Below are 20,903 nucleotides of genomic sequence, written 5' to 3'. Positions count from 1 at the left end.
GCAACGATAGATGATCGTGGAGGACGACATGCTGACCAAACCCGATGGCACGACCACAATGGCGCTCTGGAATGGCCGGGAAATCCCACGCCTGGGCATGGGATGTTGGGCGATCGGCGGACCGTTTTATGCTGGCGATGTGCCGCTCGGCTGGGGTGACGTCGATGATGATGAATCGGTCCGTGCCATCGACCGGGCGGTGGATCTCGGCATTCGCTTCTTCGACACCGCCTCGAATTACGGGGCTGGTCATTCCGAAGAGGTGGTCGGCAGGGCGATCGGCAATCGGGACGATATCACCATCGCCACCAAATTCGGCTTCGCGACGGACGAGAAGACCAAGCAAGCCACGGGCGCCTTTTCCGATCCTGCCTTTATCCGGCAGTCCGCTGAGACGTCATTGCGTCGCCTGCGCCGTGATCGTCTGGATCTGCTGCAGTTCCATCTTAACGATTTTCCGCTCGAAGCTTCTGACGAGGTATTTGAGACACTTGAAGCGCTCAAGGCCGAAGGCAAGATCGATGCTTTCGGCTGGAGTACGGATCATCCGGACCGCGCCGCACGTCACGTGCATCGCTCAGGGTTCGTTTCGGTTCAGCATACGATGAACGTCTTCGAGCCGGTCCCGGCGATGATCGATGTCATCGAGCGTAATGGTCTGATTTCCATCAATCGCGGTCCGCTCGCCATGGGGCTGCTCAGCGGTAAGTTCACGCCTGACAAGGGAGTCGGAGAAAAAGATGTGCGTGGTGCGAGCCTCGACTGGATGGTCTACTTCAAGGACGGCAGGATTGCTCCCGAATTCGCCGCGCGCCTGGAAGCGGTCCGCAATCTGCTGACCGAGGGCGGTCGAACGCTCACACAGGGTGCGCTTGCCTGGTTGTGGGCGCGTTCGCCGCGCACGCTGCCAATTCCCGGCTTCCGCACGGTTGCTCAAGTCGAGGAAAACGCCGGAGCCCTGGCCAAGGGACCGCTGCCAGCAGATGTGATGGCCGCGGTCGATCAGGCGCTGGCGGGGCTCCAGTCGGCGCTCCACGAATAGGATGACGGGACTGACGGGTTAGGTCTCTTTGCCGTCGTGTCGCGACCGCAATAACCCATCGGCGATGCGCTCTCAATTGGAGTTTCGTTGGGCCGCAAGCAGTCATAACCGCGCGAGACAATCTCGTGGATTTCAGCGGCTGGTGATCTAGGTTGGAAGGGTCGTGTGTTCGACTCCCATCAAGAGCTCACCCCTTTCCTTGTTCATCCTGCCTCAAGAACCATCTTCCCAAACCCACCACCCGCCTCCATGCGGCGATGGGCATCTGCGGCTCTATCAAGTGGAAAGACTTCGCCGACGAGTGGCCGAAGCCGTCCATCACCGAACATCGGAAGCGCGTTGTCCGCAAAATGCCGAACCATGGCGCGCTTTTCCTCGATGGCGCGGGACTTCATAACAGTCCCGATCACCTTCAGGTGCTTGTAGAGCACCATATCGAGCGGAATGATCGCGTTGTCGTCCCGTCCCAGCAGCCCGACCTGCACCAAACGCCCGCCTTCAGCAAGGCTGCGGATATTGCGTGCCAAATAGCTTCCGCCAACGAAGTCGATGATTAGATCGGCGCCGCAGGATCCAGTCGCATCGATGATCTCCGCCTCGAAATCCTGCCGGCGGTAATCCCACACAGCCTCGGCGCCAAGGGAACGAATCTTGGCGATATTGCTGTCGGAGGCAGTTGCGAACACTCTGGCTCCCATCGCCACCGCAAGCTGGACCACAGCGGATCCATCCCACCGGCGGCGGCATGGACCAGCACGCTCTCTTCTGGCCGTATCTGGCCGAGATGGCACAGGGCTTCGTAGGCGGTAACGAAGCTTTCCATGACCGCCGCCGCTTCTACATAGGACATACCGGCTGGTATGTGGACAGACAGGCCATTGTTTGCTCTGGCGACTTCCGCATAGGCTCCGCCGCCGACGATCGACATGACACGGTCGCCGACGGAAAACTCCGAGACGGCCTCGCCGACAGCGATGACCTCCCCGGCGACCTCGAGGCCGAGGATAGGACTGTCTCCAAAGGCGCGCGAGCCATAATGACCTTCGCGCTGAAGGAGGTCAGCCCGATTGACGCCAGACGCCATGACCTTCACGAGGATGTCGCTCGGCCGGAGCTCAGGATAAGGAACCTCTGCGAGCCGGAGCACATCCGGCCCACCAAAGTCGTCGAAGATGATCACTTTCATTGGTCCATCCTTACCTGGCGAGAGCACGCCGTGCGATGCTTGCGGCAAAGAGCGGCGTCTCGCGTCGATTGTGATCGCCACCGGCCGCCTGCCGGGCGGCGGCTGCGTCCTCGTAAGTGACGCCGTGCTCTTCCAAAAAGGTCATGAAAGCATCCGTCGGATGCGCCGTCACACGATTGGTGTAGCGCGTCCGGTTTTTGTCGATCTTCTCGGCGATCAGTTCCCAGACCACGTTGACCTGCGTGCGGCCGTTCGCCGTGAACACATCCGAGATGGAGTTCATGCGGCAATAGGCAGCCTCGGCAGCCTCGGCGACATAGTGCTGGACGACCAGTCCGGAGCCGATCTGTTCGACGTTGATCGACATGCGACGCCCATCATCCGTCCACGTGATACCGGCTGCGATATGATCCGGCGCGCAGCAGCGCAGATATTCGGCTTCCGGCAGCGTGAAGAGCCAATCTGCGATGTCGACCTTTTCGAAGGGGACATCGATGTCGGCCGAATATGCCGACCGCGAGAGAATTGTTTCGAGAACCTTGACCACGTTGTACTTCCTTCTGTTGAGTGACGGGCTAGACAAGCGCCCTGTTGACGAGAAGGAATGTGCTCCGGATGTTCTTTGATGATAACGATCTCAATGCTCGAAACCGTTTTGCGCTGTAGGCAAAGATGAGAGATCCACGTTTTGCCGAACATCTGGCCGTCTACGTCGAGGTTGTCCGCTCCGGGAGCTTTTCAGCTGCGTCCCGTCGGCGTGCGGTAACCCCTTCGGCGATCGTTCGCCAGATCGATGCGCTCGAGCAGGATCTTGGCGTTCGACTGCTGGTTCGTTCCACCCGGGCCCTTTCCATGATCGATGCGGGCCGGCATCTCTATGACCGTGCCCAGCGTCTGCTCGATGACCTGGCCGACACCCATGCCGAAGTTGCCGCGTTCGACGGTTCTGTCGGTGGCACCCTGCGGATTGCCTGTTTCCCGACGTTCGGCAAACGATACGTCATTCCGATCCTGGGTCCGTTGATGTCCGAATATCCAGCTCTCAGGGTGGAACTCGATCTGACGGAGCGCCTCGCGGATCCCGTGGCCGAAAGACTCGATCTGGTCATCCGCATGGGGGAGCTTCAGGACAGCTCGCTAATCGCCACAAAGATCGCGCCTCTGACGCGGGTCTTGGCCGCAAGCCCGGTCTACCTCGAGCGCTTGGGGACGCCACAGTCATCAGACGACCTGAAAAGGCACAGACTGCTCGACAAGCTTCACGGCAATGATCTGCTGGGCTGGTCGGATCTCCTGGGCAGCCCGGCCAGCGATAAGGTGTGCGACCGCGTCACCTTCCGCTCGGACGACTTCGAGGCATTGAACAGTGCGGCGATCGCTGGAATGGGGATCGCCCTGCTTCCGGCCTGGGTGTCAGGACCGTCAATCAAGGCAGGCGAACTGATCCGCATTCCGCTGGACGACAAGGCATGGAACGGCAAGCTTCCGGGCATCCACCTCCTGCGCGCGCTCCATGAGCCATCGGCGAAGGTTCGAGTGTTCACGGACAGGCTCAAGGCCTTTATCGGATCGCCGCCCATCTGGTCATGACGCTGTTTGCAAACCCAATCCCGTCAAAGGTTCATAGTTTCAAACGCGCGTCGAACTCGCTTTTTCTGTTGCACTGAAGTTCGCATTCCTTCAAGAGCTTCGAATATTGCGATTGTTGAAGAATTCTATATCGCTACGCCTAAGCCCAGCTCGTTTAGAAAGACGTGCTTTCGGGCGATGTCCCGGCATAACGTATGCCGATAAACGTCATCAGACTGGCGACTGCGAAAACATTGATACTCAACAGGGTAGCGATTTGATTGCTAGTCCACGGAAAGACGGGCTCGTCAAGCCTCCACCAGCATATCGCGAAACAGATGAAGATGAAGCAGGCGACACCCCGCTGCCACCATTTCTCATCGGGTTGGAACGAAACCAGTGTCAGCACCATGCAGGGTGCAAGAAATAGGAGCGTAGCAGACGCTCTTCCGAAAAGGACGGATTCGCATACTGTATCGACCGTGCCGATCAGCGGCAGCGCCAACCGAGCACTGAACGGCGATTTTCTGGCCACCAATGGGATCGCCAAAAATAAGGGAATCGCGGCGAGCGTTATAGCTGACGTCGCTACGCCATCGCCAACCAGCCACCAGACATAAAATGGATAGAAGGGTTTATTGGCTATGATAATCCAGGCAATGGTAACCGTTGCCCCAGTCCTTGGATCCAGCGCCGGCTGCCTCATTCCGCCGGCCTCAGAAGATAGTGGCCTACCCCCCAGACATGACCCTTATCATGGCCGAACAGGCCTGCGGTGGCCAGGAAAAAGAGCCGCCAGCGGCGCTGCCAGAGCGCGCTGTCCCTGCCATAGACTTTAGCGAAGATCGGCTGGATACGATCGATCTCGCGGTAGAAGTTGGCGAGCCAGTCGAGCGCCGTCCGGCGGTAATGCGTCCCGGACCAGCGCCATTCCAGTTCGACTGAAAACAGGTCGGCAAAGCGATGCGGCAGATCATGTGCCGGCATAATACCGCCGGTAAAGAAATGACGGGCAATCCAGTCGGCCGGATCCTGATGGTTGAAGCGATAGGAGCGGTCCTTGTGGGTGAAGACATGGAGGAAAAGCTTGCCCTGCGGATTGAGCCATGCGCGGACACGCTCCAGCAAGGTGCGCCAGTTGGACATATGCTCGAACATCTCGACCGAGATCACACGATCAAAGCGTCCCTCGGTCGTAAAGCCGTTCATATCTGCCGTGATGACGGTAAGATTGCCAAGACCGTGCTTGTGCGCCATGGCGAGAATGTATTCGCGTTGTGAGGCGGAGTTTGAAACCGATGTAATTCGCGAATTGGGAAATTGCTGTGCAAGATAGAGCGACAGTGAACCCCAGCCGCAACCCAGTTCCAGGATACTGTTTCCATCTTTGATTTCGGCATGCTCTACAGTTTCGGCAAGTGCATAGGTCTCGGCTTCCGCCAGCGTTGTATGGGGGTTCGGATAAAGGCAGCAGGAGTATTTTCGTTGAGGCCCGAGGGTCAGGCTGAAGAATTCCGCCGGGACTTCATAATGCTGGCGATTGGCTTCATCGGTATGCGTCGCTATCGGAAAATTGCCCATTGCCTCGACAAACATATTTTCAGCATCTTGCGAAGTCGTCGATAGGCGGTGTTTCGTGCGTGCACAGAGAAAATCTATTCCAGCCAGCGTCATGCTGTCCGTAAGCGGTGTGCGCTCTGCGGCGTTGATCGCAAATGCCAGCATATTCATAGACTATTCTCCTTGGGAAACGAATTCGGTTTTGCGGGGGCCCGGAAAGAAGGCGTTCACGCGCTGCCGTAGAGCGCGAAATTTATCGCCGCGCGAGCGCAGCATATGCTCTTCCAACGGGGGAATTCCGGATACATGCACCAACAGCCAATACATCAACGCCGGTGCGAGCAGCGATAGAAAACTCGTAGGCGAGCTTGTGACGGCGAATAGTGGAAGGCAACACCAGAACAGCCACTCGAAAAAATAGTTGGGATGGCGGGAATAACGCCACAACCCCGTCTCGCACACCTCACTCCTGGCTTCCGGCCTTCGACGAAATCGGGCGAGCTGTGCGTCCGAAATTGTCTCGCCGGCGAGAGCCGTGGTGGCAAGTAACACGGCAAGCCAATCCGTTACTGCCGGATAGGCCTTGTCATTCATCGCCGCGAGATAGATTGCGAATACGAGGACGAAAGCCGCAAGCGCCTGAACCTGCAGAAAGATAAAGAGCCGTGAGCCGGCACTGGCGCCCCAGTCCTTCATCAGTTTGGCATAGCGCGGATCGTCTCCGCCGCCTTTGGTGCGAACTCCAATATGCCAGGTGAGCCGCAGCGCCCAGGCTGCCACGATGAGTATCACCATCATCCGGCGCGAGAACGGACCGTCTGCGCAGCAAGCAGTGAAGATGCCGTCCAAGCCCACAGCCGCAGACCAAATGGTGTCGATCCACCCACTCATGCCGGTTGTCCGCTGCACGATCCAGGCGCCGGCCATCGCCAGCGATATGCCGACAACCACGAGAGCTAAAAGAAACCAATCCATCCGTTCGCTCGCATTGATGCGCTCTTGTGTCTCTATGCATTATTTACGGACGGTCGGTTGAACCGGTTTCGTGCTACTCGAAAAAATCTCTCTTTGTGCGAAACCAGCAGCCGCCGCCCTCCGTATCTGCCTTGAAAGCCAAGAGCTTATTGCGGGAGACGAGGGTTTTATGGGTCACTACGATCGAAAAGGCGGCCGCCGCCTGAGCATTGCGGTCATAGGCAGCGGTATTTCGGGACTTTCGGCTGCTTGGCTCCTCTCGAAGCGGCACGATGTGACCGTCTTCGAGGCCAGCGATCGCGTCGGTGGCCACAGTAACACGGTTAACTTCCAAAGCGCCTCAGGGCCCGTCTCTGTTGATACCGGCTTCATCGTCTACAACGAGGTTACATATCCCAATCTGACGGCTTTGTTCCGCGCGCTCAGCGTGCCGACGGCTGCCTCCAACATGTCCTTTGCCGTTTCGATCGACGACGGTGCCTATGAATATTCCGGCGGCACCGGGCTTGGTCTCTTCGCGCAGAAATCGAATATCGTCAGCCCGCGTTTCTGGTCGATGATGCGCGATCTGTTGCGCTTCTACCGTAATGCTCCGCGGGACTTGCCCGACATGGACGGCATTTCGCTTGATGAGTATCTCTGCCGCAACGGCTACGGCTGCGCCTTCCGCGACGACCATCTCTACCCGATGGCGGCTGCGACCTGGTCGACCCCGGCTATGGAGATCGGCGCTTATCCAGCGGCAAGTTTTGTCCGCTTCTGTAACAATCATGGCTTGCTCAATCTATGGGGCCGCCCTGTATGGCGCACTGTAAGGGGTGGCAGCCGCGAATATGTTGCCCGCATGACTAACAGCTTTTTCGACCGCATCCGGTTGTCGACGCCAGTAAAGTCGATAAAGCGCGGATCACAGCGCGTAGAGCTTGAGGACGGCACCGGCGGCCATCAACTCTTCGACGATGTGGTGATAGCCACCCATGCTGACCAGGCGCTTCGAATGCTTGTGGACGCAAGCACCGAGGAAAGACGTATTTTGGGTGCCTTCCGCTATTCGCGGAACGAAGCGGTCCTGCACAGCGATGTCTCGCTCATGCCGAAACGGCGCGCTGCCTGGTCCAGTTGGAACTACGTGGCCGATACGCGGGATGGGCCAATTCAGCCTTGCATCACCTATTGGATGAACAGGCTGCAGCCGTTGGATGCGGCACCGCCGACCTTCGTCACGCTTAATCCGCGACGGGCGCCGAAGGAGGAAACGGTCATCTGCCGTGAGACATATCAACATCCCGTTTTCGATCTCCTGACCGATCGCGCACAGAAGGAAATCTGGTCGCTTCAAGGTGTCCGCAATACCTGGTTCTGCGGCGCGCATTTCGGCGCGGGTTTTCACGAGGACGGCATTCAGGCGGGCCTTGCGGTTGCCGAGGATCTTGGCGGCTTGCGGCGACCCTGGCAGGTGCCGCAGGAAAGTTCCCGGATCGTGCGCAAGCCGATTGATCGCTTCGCCGAGCTGTCGTTGGACGTGGAGGTTACCGCATGAGCGCGGACCTTCAATCTGCACTCTTTTCCGGCCTGGTCACGCATGCTCGTGTAAGGCCGAAGCAGCACAAGCTGATCTACAGGATCTATTCTCTGCTGCTCGATCTTGATGAGCTTGACCAGATCGATCGGCGGCTCCGCCTTCTTTCCATAGATCGCTTCAACATTTTTTCTTTCTATAGCAAGGATAGGGGCGATCGATCAGGGGACGATCTTAAGAAGCAGGTCGAGAGGAGTATGCGTCGCGCTGGGGTTGAGCCGGATGGCGGTCCGGTGCGGTTGCTGACGATGCCGCGACTGTTCGGTTGGGCTTTCAATCCGCTCAGTGTGTTCTTCTGTTACTCGAAGGATGCGTCGCTCAAAGCCATCCTCTGGGAAGTGGACAATACGTTCGGTGAGCGCCATGGGTATATGATCCCGGTGGAGGCGAACGACGGATCGCAAATTATTCAGCGATGCGACAAGGCCTTCTACGTCTCGCCCTTTATGGACATGGATTTGCGGTATGAGTTCCGCGTGTCGCCCCCAACCAACGTTCTTTCCATCCGAATCGAGACTTTCGATCGCGATGGGCCGGTACTCACAGCCAGGCATATCGCCCGTCGCAGCGAGCTTACGGACGGCGCATTGCTAAAGGCATTTTTTGCCATCCCTTTTCTCACACTTCGTGTTGTCGGAGGCATTCATTGGGAAGCGCTCAAGATCTGGCTGAAAGGTATCGGTTTGCGCATACGCCCCCTTCCTCCCGAAAGTCCCGTTTCGTTTTTTAGTCCATCTCCCGCTGACGGGAAAACACGCAATTCCAAGGTTGAAGTTCATGAGCCATTTTGACGAATTCTCCGGCGCTTCGATGCGTGCGTCCCATAGGACTGAGAGGTTTGGTCTTGTCGGCCGCCTTCTTATGAGCTTGTTGCGCGACGTTCGCTACGGCCACGTGAGGATTTCGTTGCCATCAGGGCAGATCGTTGAAAAGTACGGCGCTGAACCAGGGCCGGAGGCTATCATCAACATGCGGCGTTGGCGCCTGTTGCCTCGCCTGATGCTTGCGGGAGATATCGGCTTTGCGGAGAGCTACATCAATGAGGACTGGACGACTCCCGATTTGACCGCAGTCATCCGCTTCGCGGCCAAAAACATCGAAGCATTAGCGCCGGCTATCGAAGGCAGCACCACAATGCGGTTCTTCAATAGGGCAAAACATCTTCTCAATGCCAATACGAAGCATGGCAGCCGTCGCAATATCGAGGCACATTACGACCTCGGCAACGATTTCTACAGCCAATGGCTCGACCCCACGATGCTGTATTCCTCGGGAATTTTTGACGATTCAACATTCACTCTCGAAGCCGCCCAGCAAAAAAAACTTGAGCAAGTTCTCAAAAATCTTGCGCTCGATCCTAGCCAGAGTGTGTTGGAAATCGGCTGCGGCTGGGGTGCTCTTTCCGTATTCATGGCGGCCCGTGCCAACGCCAAGGTGACCGGTATCACTTTGTCACCCTCACAGCTTACCTGGGCGAGGCAGGCGGCCGCGAATGCCGGCGTGACAGAGCTGGTGGACCTGCGTCTGGAAGATTACCGTGATCTTAAAGGTCAGTTCGATCGGATCGCTTCGATCGAAATGTTCGAGGCAGTCGGCGAAGCCTATTGGCTGGAATACTTCGCAACGTTGAAACGTTGTTTGAGACCAGGTGGCAAGGCTGTGCTGCAGGTGATCTCAATTGATGAAAAGCGTTTTGATGCCTATCGGCGCGGCTCGGATTTCATCCAGAAGTATGTTTTTCCCGGTGGCTTTCTGCCCTCCGATCCCGCATTGGAGGAAGCTGTTGCAAAGGCGGGCTTCAGACTCGCGGCAAGAGAGCATTTTGGCCAATCCTACGCACGGACGCTTCTTGAGTGGCGCACCCGTTTTCATGCGCGCTGGCCTGCCATTGCGGCCCTAGGCTTTGACGAGCGATTCCGGCGCCTTTGGCACTACTACCTTTGTTATTGCGAAGCCGGCTTTGAGGAGGGGAGCATCGACGTCGGACTTTATACACTTGAGCACGCATGAAGGTCGGCGGTTAAAAGGAGATCCAGGCATGAGAGCGATGATTGGAGCGATTGTTTACCTGGCCGCAGCGTCCGCAACTAATGCGCAAGCGGCCGGAATCGAGGGCCTATGGGCTCGGGCAGATGGCAACGCCAAAGTGAGAGTTGCCCCCTGCGGATCGGACATCTGTGCAACAAATACCTGGATCAAGCCGGGAACGCCAAGTGAAAGGGCTGGTGACAAGCTGGTGATGACGATCAAGCCCGATGAAGATGGCTTCTATTCCGGCGAGGCTTTCGATCCCCAACGTGATTTGAGCTACCGGATTACAGTGAAAGTGGATGGCGATCGCATGTCCACGAGGGGTTGTGTTATTGCCGGCCTGATTTGCCGGGGCGTCGATTGGACACGCATCCGCTGATCGACCGAAGGAAGGCCGCTATGGAGAATGTGGTGAAAACTTATGTCGTCGCCTATGTTGTCACATTGGTCGTGTTCGTCGCTATCGATTTTATCTGGTTGAACAGCATGACAGATCGTCTTTACCGGCCTGTAATGGCAGACATGCTTGCAGCTGACTTCCGGCTCGCGCCTGCCATCGCCTTCTATCTGATTTATGCGTTTGGACTTACGGTTCTCGCTGTTCGCCCGGGGCTGATCGGGGAGTCGATCCAGACTGCTATAGTGTGCGGGGCGATGTTCGGCCTTACGGCTTATGCTACCTATGATTTGACCAATCAGGCGACACTCAGGAACTGGTCGACTGTTCTGACCTTGGCCGATCTATGTTGGGGTACGATCGTCTCAGGCATTGCCGCCGGTTGTGGGCAAGCGGTAACGGCGCGCCTCCTCGGATCTCTTACACATGGCTGAGGATCAGGTATGCGTTGTTGTTGGCGACAGCTTGCACATTCAGCGATTTAGCTGCCAAATTTCGAAATTGAGCGCTATCGCGAAGGCAACCCAAACAGCGAGAGGCGCAAGGCTGTAAGCAGCGATCCGGTCGAGGAGGCGAAACTTGAGGATTGTGAGGAGGATTAAAATCCATTGCGGAACGATGTTGATAAGCCCAAGTAGCGGGCTATGAAGCGCAAAGAACGCCCATGACCATGCGGCATTGAGCGCCAGTTGCAGATAAAAGCAAATGAGCGCCGCCGACTTTTGCGGTTGATCACCTGGAAGTATCCATATGCGCCAGACCGCAAAGGACATAAGTGCATAGAGGCTTGCCCAGACCGGCCCAAAGATCCAATTCGGTGGATTGAATGCGGCCTTGGCAAGGCCGGCATACCAACCCTCAATGTTCGGCAAGGTCGCCCACTGTCCGAGAACAAGGGTTAAGATGACCGGGGTCACCGCGAGGCCGGCCTTCAGCAAAGGCTTTTGTTGGTTCACTGTTTTTCGCGGCATCATGATCTCTCTTCTCGCCCGCTTCCTGCACGGCGTTTCCCAAACCGAAGCCTTTGTTCCTGCTCTTCAAATCTGATACGTGGATTTTTCTGGATCGGATCATGGGATCCATGCGGCATTGCCCATCGTAGAAAGCGCATGTATGTTTCAGCACCGCCTATCGATAGCCGTGGCAAACAGAACAGCATCATCTCCTTCGAAAGGAGACGAGCGGTGACGACTTTGCACGAGCACGATCCATTGTCGCGAGAAGCGGTCAATCAACTTGTTCTGGCGATAGCAATCCGTCAGGATCGTCAGGCCTTTGCCGAGCTCTTCAATTTCGCGGCGCCCAAGATCAAGGCGTTCATGATGCGCTCGGGCTCGACGGCTGAAACTGCCGAAGAAATCGCCCAGGAGGCGATGCTTGTGGTCTGGCGCAAGGCGACTTATTTCGATCCGGCGCGTGCCAATGCGATGACATGGATTTTCACGATCGCCCGCAACTTGCGGATTGATTTTCAGCGGAAATCAAAATCGTCAAATCAGTCGTATGGTGACGAAACTGAGGTCATGCAGGCCGCTGAACCCACGCCTGAGGAGATTTTGTTTATCAGGGCGGACGAGGAAAAGGTTCGCGCCGCGCTTCAAGCGCTGAGTTCCGAACAGGAAGAGATCATCAGATTGTCCTTTTTCCGTGATCGTCCTCACTCTGAAATTGCAAGGGAATTGGATTTGCCGCTTGGCACTGTGAAGTCTCGTATCAGGCGTGCACTTGGAAAACTTAGGGACATGCTGGAAGAAACATTATGACGAATAAGCATCATCCCAGCGATCAGACTCTCCTGCGTTTTGCTGCAGGCACGTTGCCGGCCGGTCCTTCACTCGTCGTTGCCGCTCATTTGAGTGGCTGCCCCTTCTGTCAGAGGCGTGTAGTTACGTTCGAGGCCGTTGGCGGGGAGATGCTGATCCGGACGGAACCACAGGCGCTTTCTCCTGGAGCTCTCGAACAAACGCTTGCGCGTTTGGATCAAGACGGGAATCCCAGCCATATCGCGCCGCGTCGATCACGGGCTTCCGTCGATGGCATCATTCTTCCGAGCCCATTGGCTGGTTGCGAAGTTGGTCCCTGGCGCCCCGTAGGGCCGGGAGTCAGGCTTAGCCGTATTCGCGTGCCTCACGCACCAGAAGCAAACGTGATCCTGCTGAAGGTAAAAGCGAATAAGCACATGCCGGCGCACGGGCATACGGATCTCGAGGTGACGCAGGTTTTGAAAGGATCGTTTTCGGATGGCAATAATCGTTACGAGCCGGGTGACTTCGTCGAGGGTGATGATGAGACGGATCATAGCCCGGTGATCGGCAGCGACGGCGAGTGCATATCCCTGGCAGCTATCGAAGGACATGTCCGCTTTAAGGGATTTTTCGGCAGATTGCTCGCGCCTTTTGCCGGCATCTGATTGCGTTTGACCGACTGCTAAGGGGAGAGGCCTCAAATCGTTTGTTCGGAACAATAATTCGTTCTAGTCATTTCGGTTGTGGAGTTCAACGGAGAGTAGACCCGGTAGTGTTCGGGTGGAGACGGAATAATTCTGATTGAAACGTCAATATCGGGGCGCCTCAAAAAAAAGGCAAATCCTGGATGTACACTTGATTGAGAGAGAAGCTAAGGATTAATCTTAGCGTTAGTCACATATCGGGGTGACGTATCAGAGGATTTGTTCGCGCAATCGGAAGGGCAATACTGTTAAAATTAATCGGCTATCCCCAATTTCGCTCCTCTAGACAAGGGATCGAGTATTATGGACCGAGATCAGGATCAGCAAGAGGCAAGGCAAGCTGGTGAACGGCTTGTAGCGGCTCATTCGAGCGAAGACCCTTTCGCCGCGGCATTCAAGGCAACGCGTATGCCGATGATTATTACTGACCCCAATCAACCTGACAATCCGATCATCTTTTGCAACGGAGCCTTCGAACGGTTAACGGGATATTCGAACGACGAGTTGATCGGGCGCAATTGTCGAATTTTGCAAGGTCCAGGGACGAGTCGGGAGACTGTCGCTGCCGTCCGCGATGCACTTGCCGGCGGGCGCGGTGTCTCCGTCGACATTTTGAACTATAAGAAGGATGGCAGCGCGTTCTGGAATGCATTGTTCATCAGCCCCGTTTGGGACCGCCAAGGTCGGATTATTTATTTCTTCGCTTCGCAACTCGACTTCACGAACATCAAAAGCAGGGAAGCGGATCTGGCATCAGCCCGTCATCAAGCCGAAGAAGAGGTCAGAGATCGCACCAACGATTTGCGCGCCGCACTTGCGGCAAAGACCGTGTTGATTCACGAAGTCGATCACCGTGTCAGAAACAATCTTCTGACCATGGCTTCGATCGTCAAGATGCAATTGAGGTTGACGGGGGACCATGGCCAGCAAAATGCCCTGATGTCCGTGCTCAACCGAATCGAAGCAATAAGCATTGTCCAGCGTAAGCTTTTTACAACCAACGACGTCACTCGCTTTGATTTGGGTGATTTCGTGTATGAGCTCGTTTTGGACCTGCTCGGAGCTATCAAGCGTGATGATATACGACTGACACTCGATATTTCGACGGCTTATGTTCCGGCGGCAAAGGCGTCGCCGCTTGCACTTATCGTGAACGAGCTGGTCGGCGACGCCCTCCGCCGTGGGATCAGGGACAGCGGAGGCGACATTCATGTTGTCGTCAAGCGCTTCAACGACCGCCTTCTTATCAGGGTGGAGGACATATCAGAACCCGTGTCTCCCGATGAGGTGAGCTCAGAATTGGGCCGGCTGATTCTTGACAGATCGGCGCTGCAAGTTGGTGCCATGATAGATCGAAAGCGCGAGGGGCGGCACACAACCGTGGACCTCACTTTACGGGTTGAAAGCTAGAAGGAAATACTGCTTTGAAAGTCATGATCGTTGAAGACGAAATGTTGCTTGCGATGGAGCTCCAATGGGAGATCGAGGCTGCCGGTCATACGGTTGTCGGACAGGCGGCAAGTGGCGCTCAAGCACTGGAACTTTTGGAAACGTCTCCACCGGAATTTGCATTTGTGGACATCCAGTTGCAGGACGGTCCGAGGGGAATCGATTTTGGGCGAGCGCTGGCTGAAAGGAGTATCCCGTACGTCTTCGTCAGCGGCAATATCAAGAAGCTGCCGCCGGACTTCGCGGGCGCGATTGGCGCTATCGAGAAGCCTTACACGATGAACGGAATTTCGAACGCTCTCGAATATCTGTCCGCCGTCATTACTGGTGATGAGGACAGATCGCCGCCAGCAAGCCTTGTGCTTGCTCAAGACACTCTCCAGACCAATCCCAGCAAGAGTGTGCAGTGAATTTAAGTCCTGGATTCTCAAATGGCGGTAGAGAGTCCGCAAACGGTTCGGCTGCCCGTCCTTGACCGGTAGTCAGGCTGGATTCTTTCGACAACTGGCTCTGATTATGAAATCGGCCCGAACCGATAGCTCCGAGAAATTTGCTTGAGAGACCTGTGCGCGGGTATGCTTTCCAGTTGAATTTGCTGCATTGTCTTGGAATAGAAAGCCTGCCAGGCGCATCGGCACGCCCGACTTGGACCGGCGACCGTTGGCAGGGCGTGACGTTTGTCACCTACCCAACTGCTGCAACGATCTTCAAACTGCGTTTCATATGTAGGCGATGGCGGTCAGGCGGATTTGAACACCTGCCTTCGCCAGGCCTCGCTAGCGCATTCGGCGCAGACCATAGCTTCGCTTCCAGGTGCCGAAGATCTTCTCTATGCGGCCACGAATGCGGTGGATCGGTTGGTTCCAGGCCTCAAGGCGTGACCGTATTTCGGCTTCGTCGCGCCCCCATATACCGGTGGCGACAACGCGCGGGATACTGCCTTTGGCGATGACCGCTTTGCCGAAATGGTTACCGCGATGCGCTATCGGCATAAACGTCGCCGGGGTTCTCCGGCAGCGCATCAGGACCAGCCTTACCGTCGTTGATGTCAGCGCAAATGCAAGGCAATTGTCGTGTGGCTGGCGTGACGGCGATCTCCTCGACAAGAGCCATATCGGCGTCGGCACCGACGAGGGCCTAGAAGCCATGAACTGCTCGGCGACCCTTATGCTTGACCCAGTGGCCCTCGTCATCAAAGCGCAAATGTAGGGCATTTGTCGCGGCCTCGCTGATAGACGCGATGATCGTCGCATCGACAAGTGTACCGGTTTTCACCTCGATCGCCTTGGCCTTGAGCTGGCGCGTGACCTCATCGAACAAGGTCTTGTCCAGGCATAGGCGATAAGGGCCTTTCGAAACCGGACGAACGCTGTCCGCTCCGGCGTCGGCTCGGATCGGGAAAAACCGCAGAACCGTCGGAAAGAGGCTCGATCATCCAGTGCCTCGGCAAGCTTCACGTCCGAACGATCATACCAGATCGACAAAAGCATCGCCTTGAACAGAGCCGATGGCTAGCAGGCGGGCTCTCCCTTGCCGGCGCACGAGACAACGCTGAGCGCTTCATCGACCGGGTCCCAATCGATCAGCCGGACGAGATCGTGGAGGGAAGATATTGCACATCGATCAACGGCAAATCCGAATGCTTCCTGTCCTATTCGGCGACGACTCATTACCAAATCTCTATCTCTCGACAGAGGCATTGAATCATCAGCAATCACAGACGTCTACAAATACCCATGCACAGGTCTCTTAGAAACAAATAATCAACGTTTCGACGGGTGCGATTCTCATCAAGAGCAAACGAAATTCATCCCGCTGGGCATGGTAGGCGCGGCTACAATAGCACCGCGCAGCCTGAGTCATCAAAGATCCGGATGCTCTAATCCGTCTTCCACGGCGAGGGCATCGAGTTCCTTCCTGAGTGTGGCGACGCGGGTCGTGCCGTTGAGCTTCGCGAACTCTTGCTGTGCTGCCTTCCAAAGAGGCGATGCCTTGTGGTGCAAAGCATGACCTTCACGCGTTAACTCAATAACCCGATAGCGGCCGTCGGTGGGCGATGGATTCATTGTCACGAAGCCGTCCCTCTCCAGCGTTCCGACCATCTTGCCCATCGCCGTGCGTTCGACGTCGAGCCGCTCGGCCAGCATGTTGACCGTCGCGCTCTCTGCCTCTGCGAGCGCGGCGAGGATGAGAAACTGCGTAATACGCAGGCCGGCCGGCTCCAGGTGAGCGTCGTACAGTCGTGTGATCTGTCGGCTCGCTCTCCGCATGGCATTGCAGTTGCACTGGTCTATTCCCAAAGGTTGGTTTGTCGACAACATTGTCTTTCCTTTCAACTCCACTAGAGCGGCGTCTTCAGCAAGTTGCCGAAGACGCCAAGCATTCGCCAAGCTTGGTGGCTTAGAATAATCCGGCCGGGGGCGTGATGTAGCCGGGCACATCGTCTGCAAGCGTGCTCTTTAGCAGAATCGTGCCCTCGTCCGCCATGATCTCGCTTTTGCCTTTAGCAAGCGCGTCGTAGGTCTGGATCGCGACATCGGCGGGACTGGTCTTCGGCACGTCGATGCCGTTCGTCAGATCGGTATCGAGGAAACCGACATGGAGTCCAAGTACCTGGATGCCGCGATCAGCGAGGTGGAACCGCACCTGGTTGGTATAGCTCCAGGCCGCCGCCTTGGACGCGGCATACGGCGTCAGGTAGGGTCGCGGCAGCCAGACGATGTCCGAAAGGACGTTGATGATCGCCGCTTTTGGCTGCTTTGACAGAACGGGTTCGAACGCCTGCGTGACCCGCGCCAGACCGTAGTAGTTGGTGTCGAATAGGGACTTCGACTGCGTCTCGAAGTCCATAGCGAGGGGATTATCGATCAGGGCCGCAATACCCGCGTTGTTGATCAGTATCGTCGTGTCCGCGGCCGTTTCGGCCGCGGCGGCGATCGTCACGGGATCGGTGACGTCGATGCGGATTGGTTCAACGCCTGGTTCGTCGAAGCCGCCGGTATTGCGCATGCCGGCGTATACCTTCTTCGCTCCGCGGCGGACCGCCTCGCGGGCGAAGGCGAGGCCCAGGCCACGATTGGCACCAGTGATGAAGATCGTTGAGTTTCTGATTTCCATGACACTTCTCCTTGATTTGCAGATCTAAGGCTCGCCTCCGGCACGTAGATCGAGGGTTACGGTTTAAAGAAAAAGTTCATCCGGCAACTGCCCGGACAGCGCCGTACGAAGGTGGTTGGCGAGCGCCACGACGGCATCGACGGGACCCATTCGGACGCTGACGCGCGAGACGGTCCCGTCAGGATTGCGATCGACGACGGCGACCGCATTGAGACCTTCACCGCTCGCCAACTTCGCTTCGTATTCGAGAAGCGTCCGCGAGCCGACGGCGCCGAGAAAGGTCGGCTTCTGCTCGACATAGAACTTGCCCACGGCGTCCACGACCTCGCGGATCCTTTCACGGCCCACCACCGGACCGCGCAGGACGGAGCTGATCAGCTCCGCGTCCTCGGTCAGGTCGTCAAGGAAAGGATGTCGTACTTCATGTGTATTCGACATTGTCGTTCTCCCTCGTTCACCTCAATGGAAGGCGCCGCGATATTTGGCGATGAATTCCGGAACCGATAGCGCAGGTGTTCCGGTTACGCGCTCGACGACGTCGTTGGTGCCGGCGAATATGCCTTCGCGGTAGTTTTGCGCGACTTCGACGAGGTGCTGGATCAGGAAGGGCGGAAACTTGTACAGGTTCTGCATCTTATCTTTGAAAGCCTCGATCGAGGTCGGCGCGTATTCAATCTTCGTGCCGAGGACATCGCTCATCGCGGCGGCGATCTCGGCGTGGTTCATCTCCACCGGTCCGTGAAGCGTGTAGGTCTTGCCGTCGTGACCTTCGGGGTTTGCCAGAAGATGAGCGATCACGCGGCCCTGGTCGTCGGAGCTGATCGGCGCGTGGCGGCCGTTCTCGAACGGGAACTCGATCTTCTTCGAGGCCCAGATCTCCTTGGCGAAGTGCGGATAGACGAGCCAGTCGGCGAAGAACGTCGGCCTCAGATGGGTCGTCGCTACCCCCGACCAGTCGAATACGCGCTCCGAGACCCAGTGATCCTGCGCGGCATGGCTAGTCGACTCTCGGCGGGCCGAAATCTGCGACATATTGACGATCGCGGTGACGCCCGCTTCCTTGGCCGCCTGCGCGAAGTATGCGGCGGCGCTCAGGATTCCCGGTGCGATGGGATGCAGGAAGTAGGCCGAATTTACGCCTTCCATCGCCGAACGAATGTGGTCGATGTCCGTGAAGTCGCCAACGGCGATTTCGACGCCTCGGCCGCGCAGAGCTTCCGCGCGTTCGTCATCCGAGCGGACGTAGGCGCGAACCTTTCTCCCCATCTTCAGTAACTCGTCGACCGCCGCGCCGCCTGTGCGTCCGGTTGCGCCACTGACTAGAGTGTTTGCTGCTTCGCTCATCATCATCTCTCCAAATAATAAGAGCATATGCTCTCGATGCAGAACGAAATAAGAGCATATACTCCTATTGTCAAGCTTTCTTTTGAACGACTAGGAGTGGGTTCGGCGCGTACAGTCATGCCGCGCCGACGCTGCGGCAGCATCCGGTCGCCTTCCTTCGCAAGGACCTCTCGGAGCTCAACATCATCCCTGTGCCGACGCGATGACTGCACGGGACGACCGTTGGGTTCAAACGGCGGGCCTGGTGCTTGTGCGGCAAAGGCAGGGTCGGCCAAGGGCGTCTTGCCCATTACCATCGAGTACGAGATAGGCTCGACCAATGTCGTGGTATGGCTGACTCTGTTTGAGAAGAGCCGGCGTGTCGTGCTGGGGTCTTCGATAAGGGAGATCAACGGCCGTATTCAGCGGGAAGGGGAAGTCGTGCATCTCGTCGCCCAGCAGCTCCTCGAGCTGACAGGCGATCTGTACGGCCTTACTGATCGTGACGAGACCTTCAGGCTGCCGAATGGTCGTGGCGACGAGTCAGTGGGGGAAGCTGCGCCGCATTGTGCATGGCCAGATCGGTCAAAAAAGGTCCGAATCAACTTCCAAATGCGGCGGTGGCTTCAATGCAGACTTATCACAGGGACGCCTTATCTGGGACTGGCGCAGCTGGCGGAGCCGGCCGTTCATCTGGTACTTGGCGAAGTCTGGCTGCCGGCGGCGTCGATAGTTCCCTTCCTTTGTCTGCGCCAACTGTTGCTTTCGCCTGGATACATCAATGAGGCCTCGTTGTCCGTGGTTGGAGCGATCCGATACCGGCTGCCCGTCACTCTGTTGAACGTTTCCGTCTCGCTCGCGGTCATCGTTTTGGTTGCGCGGTTCGGGCTTAGAGAGCTGGCGATCGCCCAATGCTTCACGGCGGCATTCGCGCTGGCGACTTGCATTGTTTTGCAGACGAAGTTCGCAACGGTGAATTGGCTAACGATTTCGAAAGCTTTCATCATGCTGATCTTGCCGTCGAGCCTGATGATGGTCGAAACGGTGCTGCTGATCCGTCTGAACTTCTCCGAAGATTTTCCTTGGCGGATTGTGATTTTCTTTCAGATCACGATTGGCGTCCTGATGTACGCCTCCGTGCTGACCGCTTTGCTTGGACTAAATAGGGCTCTGCTGCAAAAGCTTCGATTGTGCCCGAAAGAGCGCTGAGAATTTTCAGCGGGACTTTTGATGAGCGATTTCAAGTGGCGTCATTTTGAGGGCGAGGTCGTCCGTTGGGCGGCCTGCTGGAATTGCCACTATGGTCTCAGCTACCTTCTTGACGCGGAAGTACTGGGCCGCTTGGGCTGCGGGCTGCGGTGCGGATTTTCAACGTCTGTGCATGTTCACGGCCGCTGCGCTGATGACGGAGGGGCGCAACGACGTTGAACATTGGCGATAGGACGGACCCGCCAATGTCGTCGTCTGGCCGACGCTCTTCGAGCGACGCCGGCGTATCGTGCTTGGATCCTCGATGATGACGATCAACGGACGCATCCAACGGGAAGGGGAGGTGGTGCATCTCGTCGCCCAGCAGCTGTTCGATCTGACATCCGATCTCTCGGGCCTTGCCGATCGCGATGAGGCCTTCAGGCTGCCGACTGGTCGCGGCGACGGGTTCGCGCATGGGACGCCTGGCAGCCCGGATTCGCGAGAGCGGGCGATAATGAAGGCACGGGAGATCTATGTGCCTGATTTGCATATTGATACACTGAAGGTGAAGAGCCGGAATTTTCAGTAGATGCGAAAACAGTCGATCTGCACTGGACAACGAAGGAGCCCGTAAACCCATCAGGCAAGCGGCACACACAGGCAAAGCGTTCAGGCTTAAATTCGTAGGCTGACGCAAGGTTCCGCGTGATGGAACCTCTTTGCCGACCATGTGGTTTGGTGTGCCCAAACAAAATTGGAGGATGCGATGAAAAGAATGGTTGTCGTTGGGTTTTTGGCGGGCATACTTGCGGCCTGTCAAACCAGCCAGGAGGGACTGAAGCCTATTCCCGGAAGTATCACCTATCGCGGGCAGCCGAGCCAACGGTTACAAAAGTCACCGGTCGGCAGCATCGTCCCCCACATATTCACGGATCAGTGGGGCGAACGGGTACGCGAGACCTACATCTTGCAGCCTGATCGCAGCCTGAAGCTCGTGGATCGGGTATATCTCGACAGTCCTTTCGATTAAAACGG

At 56.9% G+C, this 20,903-nt stretch carries 25 protein-coding genes and 3 pseudogenes; 14 read left to right on the top strand and 14 right to left on the bottom strand.

Annotated features, from left to right (window positions below; genetic code table 11):
• Positions 1–28 precede the first annotated feature (28 nt).
• Complete coding sequence (locus tag JJQ51_RS20255; RefSeq protein WP_152096491.1) at positions 29–1,042, top strand: aldo/keto reductase; 1,014 nt, start codon at positions 29–31, stop codon at positions 1,040–1,042.
• 203 nt (positions 1,043–1,245) lie between these two features.
• Here the strand turns inward: JJQ51_RS20255 and JJQ51_RS20250 are convergent, their stop codons facing one another.
• The 3 genes and pseudogenes from JJQ51_RS20250 to JJQ51_RS20240 all read right to left on the bottom strand — a co-directional run bounded on the left by JJQ51_RS20250 (position 1,246) and on the right by JJQ51_RS20240 (position 2,775).
• On the bottom strand, positions 1,246–1,740 hold the full coding sequence (locus tag JJQ51_RS20250) for a zinc-binding dehydrogenase (RefSeq protein WP_269245194.1): 495 nt from the start codon (positions 1,738–1,740) through the stop codon (positions 1,246–1,248).
• A 218-nt stretch (positions 1,741–1,958) separates the two neighbouring features.
• Positions 1,959–2,126: pseudogene (locus tag JJQ51_RS32970) on the bottom strand (alcohol dehydrogenase catalytic domain-containing protein); the annotation flags it as partial.
• Positions 2,127–2,238: 112 nt separating this feature from the next.
• The gene (locus JJQ51_RS20240; RefSeq protein ID WP_269245193.1) at positions 2,239–2,775 is read right to left on the bottom strand and encodes a hypothetical protein; all 537 of its coding nucleotides are present in this window, start codon (positions 2,773–2,775) and stop codon (positions 2,239–2,241) included.
• Between the two features lie 125 nt (positions 2,776–2,900).
• On the opposite strand from JJQ51_RS20240, the gene JJQ51_RS20235 reads away from it, so the two are divergent.
• Positions 2,901–3,818, top strand: a complete 918-nt coding sequence (locus JJQ51_RS20235; protein ID WP_269245192.1) for a LysR family transcriptional regulator — start codon at positions 2,901–2,903, stop codon at positions 3,816–3,818.
• Positions 3,819–3,972: 154 nt separating this feature from the next.
• Here the strand turns inward: JJQ51_RS20235 and JJQ51_RS20230 are convergent, their stop codons facing one another.
• The 3 genes from JJQ51_RS20230 to JJQ51_RS20220 are packed head-to-tail and all read right to left on the bottom strand — an operon-like array spanning position 3,973 to position 6,332.
• Positions 3,973–4,503, bottom strand: coding sequence for a hypothetical protein (locus JJQ51_RS20230; protein WP_269245191.1), 531 nt, complete (start codon positions 4,501–4,503; stop codon positions 3,973–3,975).
• Positions 4,500–5,528: an SAM-dependent methyltransferase gene (locus JJQ51_RS20225; RefSeq protein WP_269245190.1), complete on the bottom strand. Its 1,029-nt coding sequence runs from the start codon at positions 5,526–5,528 to the stop codon at positions 4,500–4,502. Before JJQ51_RS20225 ends, JJQ51_RS20230 begins: the two co-directional genes overlap by 4 nt.
• A 3-nt stretch (positions 5,529–5,531) precedes the next feature.
• Positions 5,532–6,332, bottom strand: coding sequence for a DUF1295 domain-containing protein (locus JJQ51_RS20220; RefSeq protein ID WP_269245189.1), 801 nt, complete (start codon positions 6,330–6,332; stop codon positions 5,532–5,534).
• 169 nt (positions 6,333–6,501) lie between these two features.
• Here JJQ51_RS20220 and JJQ51_RS20215 point away from each other — a divergent pair, with 169 nt between their 5' ends.
• Genes JJQ51_RS20215 through JJQ51_RS20195 form a run of 5 tightly spaced genes read left to right on the top strand, consistent with a single transcriptional unit; the run spans position 6,502 to position 10,773 of the window.
• A complete protein-coding gene (locus JJQ51_RS20215) occupies positions 6,502–7,872 on the top strand; it encodes an NAD(P)/FAD-dependent oxidoreductase (protein ID WP_269245188.1) in 1,371 nt (456 codons plus the stop codon).
• Entirely contained in the window at positions 7,869–8,702 is an 834-nt protein-coding gene (locus JJQ51_RS20210; protein WP_269245187.1) for a DUF1365 domain-containing protein, read from the top strand. Before JJQ51_RS20215 ends, JJQ51_RS20210 begins: the two co-directional genes overlap by 4 nt.
• Positions 8,689–9,921: an SAM-dependent methyltransferase gene (locus tag JJQ51_RS20205; RefSeq protein WP_145634973.1), complete on the top strand. Its 1,233-nt coding sequence runs from the start codon at positions 8,689–8,691 to the stop codon at positions 9,919–9,921. Before JJQ51_RS20210 ends, JJQ51_RS20205 begins: the two co-directional genes overlap by 14 nt.
• Positions 9,922–9,949: 28 nt before the next feature.
• Positions 9,950–10,321, top strand: coding sequence for a DUF2147 domain-containing protein (locus tag JJQ51_RS20200; RefSeq protein WP_113396213.1), 372 nt, complete (start codon positions 9,950–9,952; stop codon positions 10,319–10,321).
• A 32-nt stretch (positions 10,322–10,353) separates the two neighbouring features.
• A complete protein-coding gene (locus JJQ51_RS20195) occupies positions 10,354–10,773 on the top strand; it encodes a DUF2177 family protein (RefSeq protein WP_186450343.1) in 420 nt (139 codons plus the stop codon).
• A gap of 39 nt (positions 10,774–10,812) precedes the next feature.
• On the opposite strand, the gene JJQ51_RS20190 is transcribed toward JJQ51_RS20195, so the two are convergent.
• On the bottom strand, positions 10,813–11,313 hold the full coding sequence (locus JJQ51_RS20190) for a TspO/MBR family protein (protein WP_233790129.1): 501 nt from the start codon (positions 11,311–11,313) through the stop codon (positions 10,813–10,815).
• Positions 11,314–11,523: 210 nt separating this feature from the next.
• On the opposite strand from JJQ51_RS20190, the gene JJQ51_RS20185 reads away from it, so the two are divergent.
• The 4 genes from JJQ51_RS20185 to JJQ51_RS20170 all read left to right on the top strand — a co-directional run bounded on the left by JJQ51_RS20185 (position 11,524) and on the right by JJQ51_RS20170 (position 14,647).
• Positions 11,524–12,102: a sigma-70 family RNA polymerase sigma factor gene (locus JJQ51_RS20185; protein WP_233790131.1), complete on the top strand. Its 579-nt coding sequence runs from the start codon at positions 11,524–11,526 to the stop codon at positions 12,100–12,102.
• A complete protein-coding gene (locus JJQ51_RS20180) occupies positions 12,099–12,749 on the top strand; it encodes a ChrR family anti-sigma-E factor (protein WP_145634965.1) in 651 nt (216 codons plus the stop codon). The genes JJQ51_RS20185 and JJQ51_RS20180 overlap by 4 nt, the downstream gene beginning before the upstream one ends.
• Before the next feature lie 339 nt (positions 12,750–13,088).
• Positions 13,089–14,198 carry a PAS domain-containing protein gene (locus tag JJQ51_RS20175; RefSeq protein WP_371865535.1) on the top strand — a complete coding sequence of 370 codons (1,110 nt, stop codon included), beginning with the start codon at positions 13,089–13,091 and terminating at the stop codon, positions 14,196–14,198.
• A 14-nt stretch (positions 14,199–14,212) separates the two neighbouring features.
• Entirely contained in the window at positions 14,213–14,647 is a 435-nt protein-coding gene (locus JJQ51_RS20170; protein WP_152096498.1) for a response regulator, read from the top strand.
• 366 nt (positions 14,648–15,013) lie between these two features.
• Here JJQ51_RS20170 and JJQ51_RS20165 read toward each other — a convergent pair whose 3' ends face one another.
• The 7 genes from JJQ51_RS20165 to JJQ51_RS20135 form a co-directional block, all read right to left on the bottom strand.
• Positions 15,014–15,229, bottom strand: coding sequence for a transposase (locus JJQ51_RS20165; protein WP_269245186.1), 216 nt, complete (start codon positions 15,227–15,229; stop codon positions 15,014–15,016).
• A 145-nt stretch (positions 15,230–15,374) separates the two neighbouring features.
• Positions 15,375–15,557, bottom strand: coding sequence for a hypothetical protein (locus tag JJQ51_RS20160; protein ID WP_210386789.1), 183 nt, complete (start codon positions 15,555–15,557; stop codon positions 15,375–15,377).
• Entirely contained in the window at positions 15,509–15,727 is a 219-nt protein-coding gene (locus JJQ51_RS20155; protein WP_233788756.1) for a transposase, read from the bottom strand. Before JJQ51_RS20155 ends, JJQ51_RS20160 begins: the two co-directional genes overlap by 49 nt.
• Before the next feature lie 372 nt (positions 15,728–16,099).
• Positions 16,100–16,558 carry a MarR family winged helix-turn-helix transcriptional regulator gene (locus JJQ51_RS20150; RefSeq protein ID WP_145634959.1) on the bottom strand — a complete coding sequence of 153 codons (459 nt, stop codon included), beginning with the start codon at positions 16,556–16,558 and terminating at the stop codon, positions 16,100–16,102.
• 79 nt (positions 16,559–16,637) lie between these two features.
• On the bottom strand, positions 16,638–17,354 hold the full coding sequence (locus JJQ51_RS20145; RefSeq protein WP_145323509.1) for an SDR family oxidoreductase: 717 nt from the start codon (positions 17,352–17,354) through the stop codon (positions 16,638–16,640).
• 63 nt (positions 17,355–17,417) lie between these two features.
• The gene (locus JJQ51_RS20140) at positions 17,418–17,792 is read right to left on the bottom strand and encodes a hypothetical protein (RefSeq protein WP_113396208.1); all 375 of its coding nucleotides are present in this window, start codon (positions 17,790–17,792) and stop codon (positions 17,418–17,420) included.
• Positions 17,793–17,813: 21 nt separating this feature from the next.
• The gene (locus JJQ51_RS20135; protein WP_269245185.1) at positions 17,814–18,698 is read right to left on the bottom strand and encodes an NmrA family NAD(P)-binding protein; all 885 of its coding nucleotides are present in this window, start codon (positions 18,696–18,698) and stop codon (positions 17,814–17,816) included.
• A gap of 110 nt (positions 18,699–18,808) precedes the next feature.
• Here JJQ51_RS20135 and dnaE2 (JJQ51_RS20130) point away from each other — a divergent pair.
• The 3 genes and pseudogenes from dnaE2 (JJQ51_RS20130) to JJQ51_RS20120 all read left to right on the top strand — a co-directional run.
• Positions 18,809–19,220, top strand: a pseudogene (dnaE2, locus tag JJQ51_RS20130) (error-prone DNA polymerase); the annotation flags it as partial.
• A 901-nt stretch (positions 19,221–20,121) separates the two neighbouring features.
• Positions 20,122–20,457: pseudogene (dnaE2, locus tag JJQ51_RS20125) on the top strand (error-prone DNA polymerase); the annotation flags it as partial.
• Positions 20,458–20,634: 177 nt separating this feature from the next.
• Positions 20,635–20,898 (top strand): hypothetical protein, encoded by a 264-nt coding sequence (locus tag JJQ51_RS20120; RefSeq protein WP_113396207.1) that lies wholly within the window; start codon positions 20,635–20,637, stop codon positions 20,896–20,898.
• Positions 20,899–20,903 lie beyond the last annotated feature (5 nt).

Origin of the sequence: Rhizobium sp. AG207R, from assembly GCF_027109195.1 — a bacterium.
GTDB classification, from domain to species: Bacteria; Pseudomonadota; Alphaproteobacteria; order Rhizobiales; family Rhizobiaceae; genus Rhizobium; species Rhizobium dioscoreae.
This window is presented reverse-complemented; position numbering and strand designations above follow the sequence as displayed.

What these genes read in the sequence shown, in the direction of transcription:
- JJQ51_RS20210 (WP_269245187.1), top strand. Translation starts at nt 7,869, where the DNA reads ATGAGCGCGGACCTTCAATCTGCACTCTTTTCCGGCCTGGTCACGCAT.
- JJQ51_RS20215 (WP_269245188.1), top strand. Translation starts at nt 6,502, where the DNA reads ATGGGTCACTACGATCGAAAAGGCGGCCGCCGCCTGAGCATTGCGGTC.
- JJQ51_RS20120 (WP_113396207.1), top strand. Translation starts at nt 20,635, where the DNA reads ATGAAAAGAATGGTTGTCGTTGGGTTTTTGGCGGGCATACTTGCGGCC.
- JJQ51_RS20200 (WP_113396213.1), top strand. Translation starts at nt 9,950, where the DNA reads ATGAGAGCGATGATTGGAGCGATTGTTTACCTGGCCGCAGCGTCCGCA.
- JJQ51_RS20190 (WP_233790129.1), bottom strand. Translation starts at nt 11,313, where the DNA reads ATGATGCCGCGAAAAACAGTGAACCAACAAAAGCCTTTGCTGAAGGCC.
- JJQ51_RS20255 (WP_152096491.1), top strand. Translation starts at nt 29, where the DNA reads ATGCTGACCAAACCCGATGGCACGACCACAATGGCGCTCTGGAATGGC.
- JJQ51_RS20140 (WP_113396208.1), bottom strand. Translation starts at nt 17,792, where the DNA reads ATGTCGAATACACATGAAGTACGACATCCTTTCCTTGACGACCTGACC.
- JJQ51_RS20135 (WP_269245185.1), bottom strand. Translation starts at nt 18,698, where the DNA reads ATGAGCGAAGCAGCAAACACTCTAGTCAGTGGCGCAACCGGACGCACA.
- JJQ51_RS20250 (WP_269245194.1), bottom strand. Translation starts at nt 1,740, where the DNA reads ATGGGAGCCAGAGTGTTCGCAACTGCCTCCGACAGCAATATCGCCAAG.
- JJQ51_RS20150 (WP_145634959.1), bottom strand. Translation starts at nt 16,558, where the DNA reads ATGTTGTCGACAAACCAACCTTTGGGAATAGACCAGTGCAACTGCAAT.
- JJQ51_RS20180 (WP_145634965.1), top strand. Translation starts at nt 12,099, where the DNA reads ATGACGAATAAGCATCATCCCAGCGATCAGACTCTCCTGCGTTTTGCT.
- JJQ51_RS20235 (WP_269245192.1), top strand. Translation starts at nt 2,901, where the DNA reads ATGAGAGATCCACGTTTTGCCGAACATCTGGCCGTCTACGTCGAGGTT.
- JJQ51_RS20145 (WP_145323509.1), bottom strand. Translation starts at nt 17,354, where the DNA reads ATGGAAATCAGAAACTCAACGATCTTCATCACTGGTGCCAATCGTGGC.
- JJQ51_RS20155 (WP_233788756.1), bottom strand. Translation starts at nt 15,727, where the DNA reads ATGCTTTTGTCGATCTGGTATGATCGTTCGGACGTGAAGCTTGCCGAG.
- JJQ51_RS20205 (WP_145634973.1), top strand. Translation starts at nt 8,689, where the DNA reads ATGAGCCATTTTGACGAATTCTCCGGCGCTTCGATGCGTGCGTCCCAT.
- JJQ51_RS20225 (WP_269245190.1), bottom strand. Translation starts at nt 5,528, where the DNA reads ATGAATATGCTGGCATTTGCGATCAACGCCGCAGAGCGCACACCGCTT.
- JJQ51_RS20165 (WP_269245186.1), bottom strand. Translation starts at nt 15,229, where the DNA reads ATGCCGATAGCGCATCGCGGTAACCATTTCGGCAAAGCGGTCATCGCC.
- JJQ51_RS20230 (WP_269245191.1), bottom strand. Translation starts at nt 4,503, where the DNA reads ATGAGGCAGCCGGCGCTGGATCCAAGGACTGGGGCAACGGTTACCATT.
- JJQ51_RS20220 (WP_269245189.1), bottom strand. Translation starts at nt 6,332, where the DNA reads ATGGATTGGTTTCTTTTAGCTCTCGTGGTTGTCGGCATATCGCTGGCG.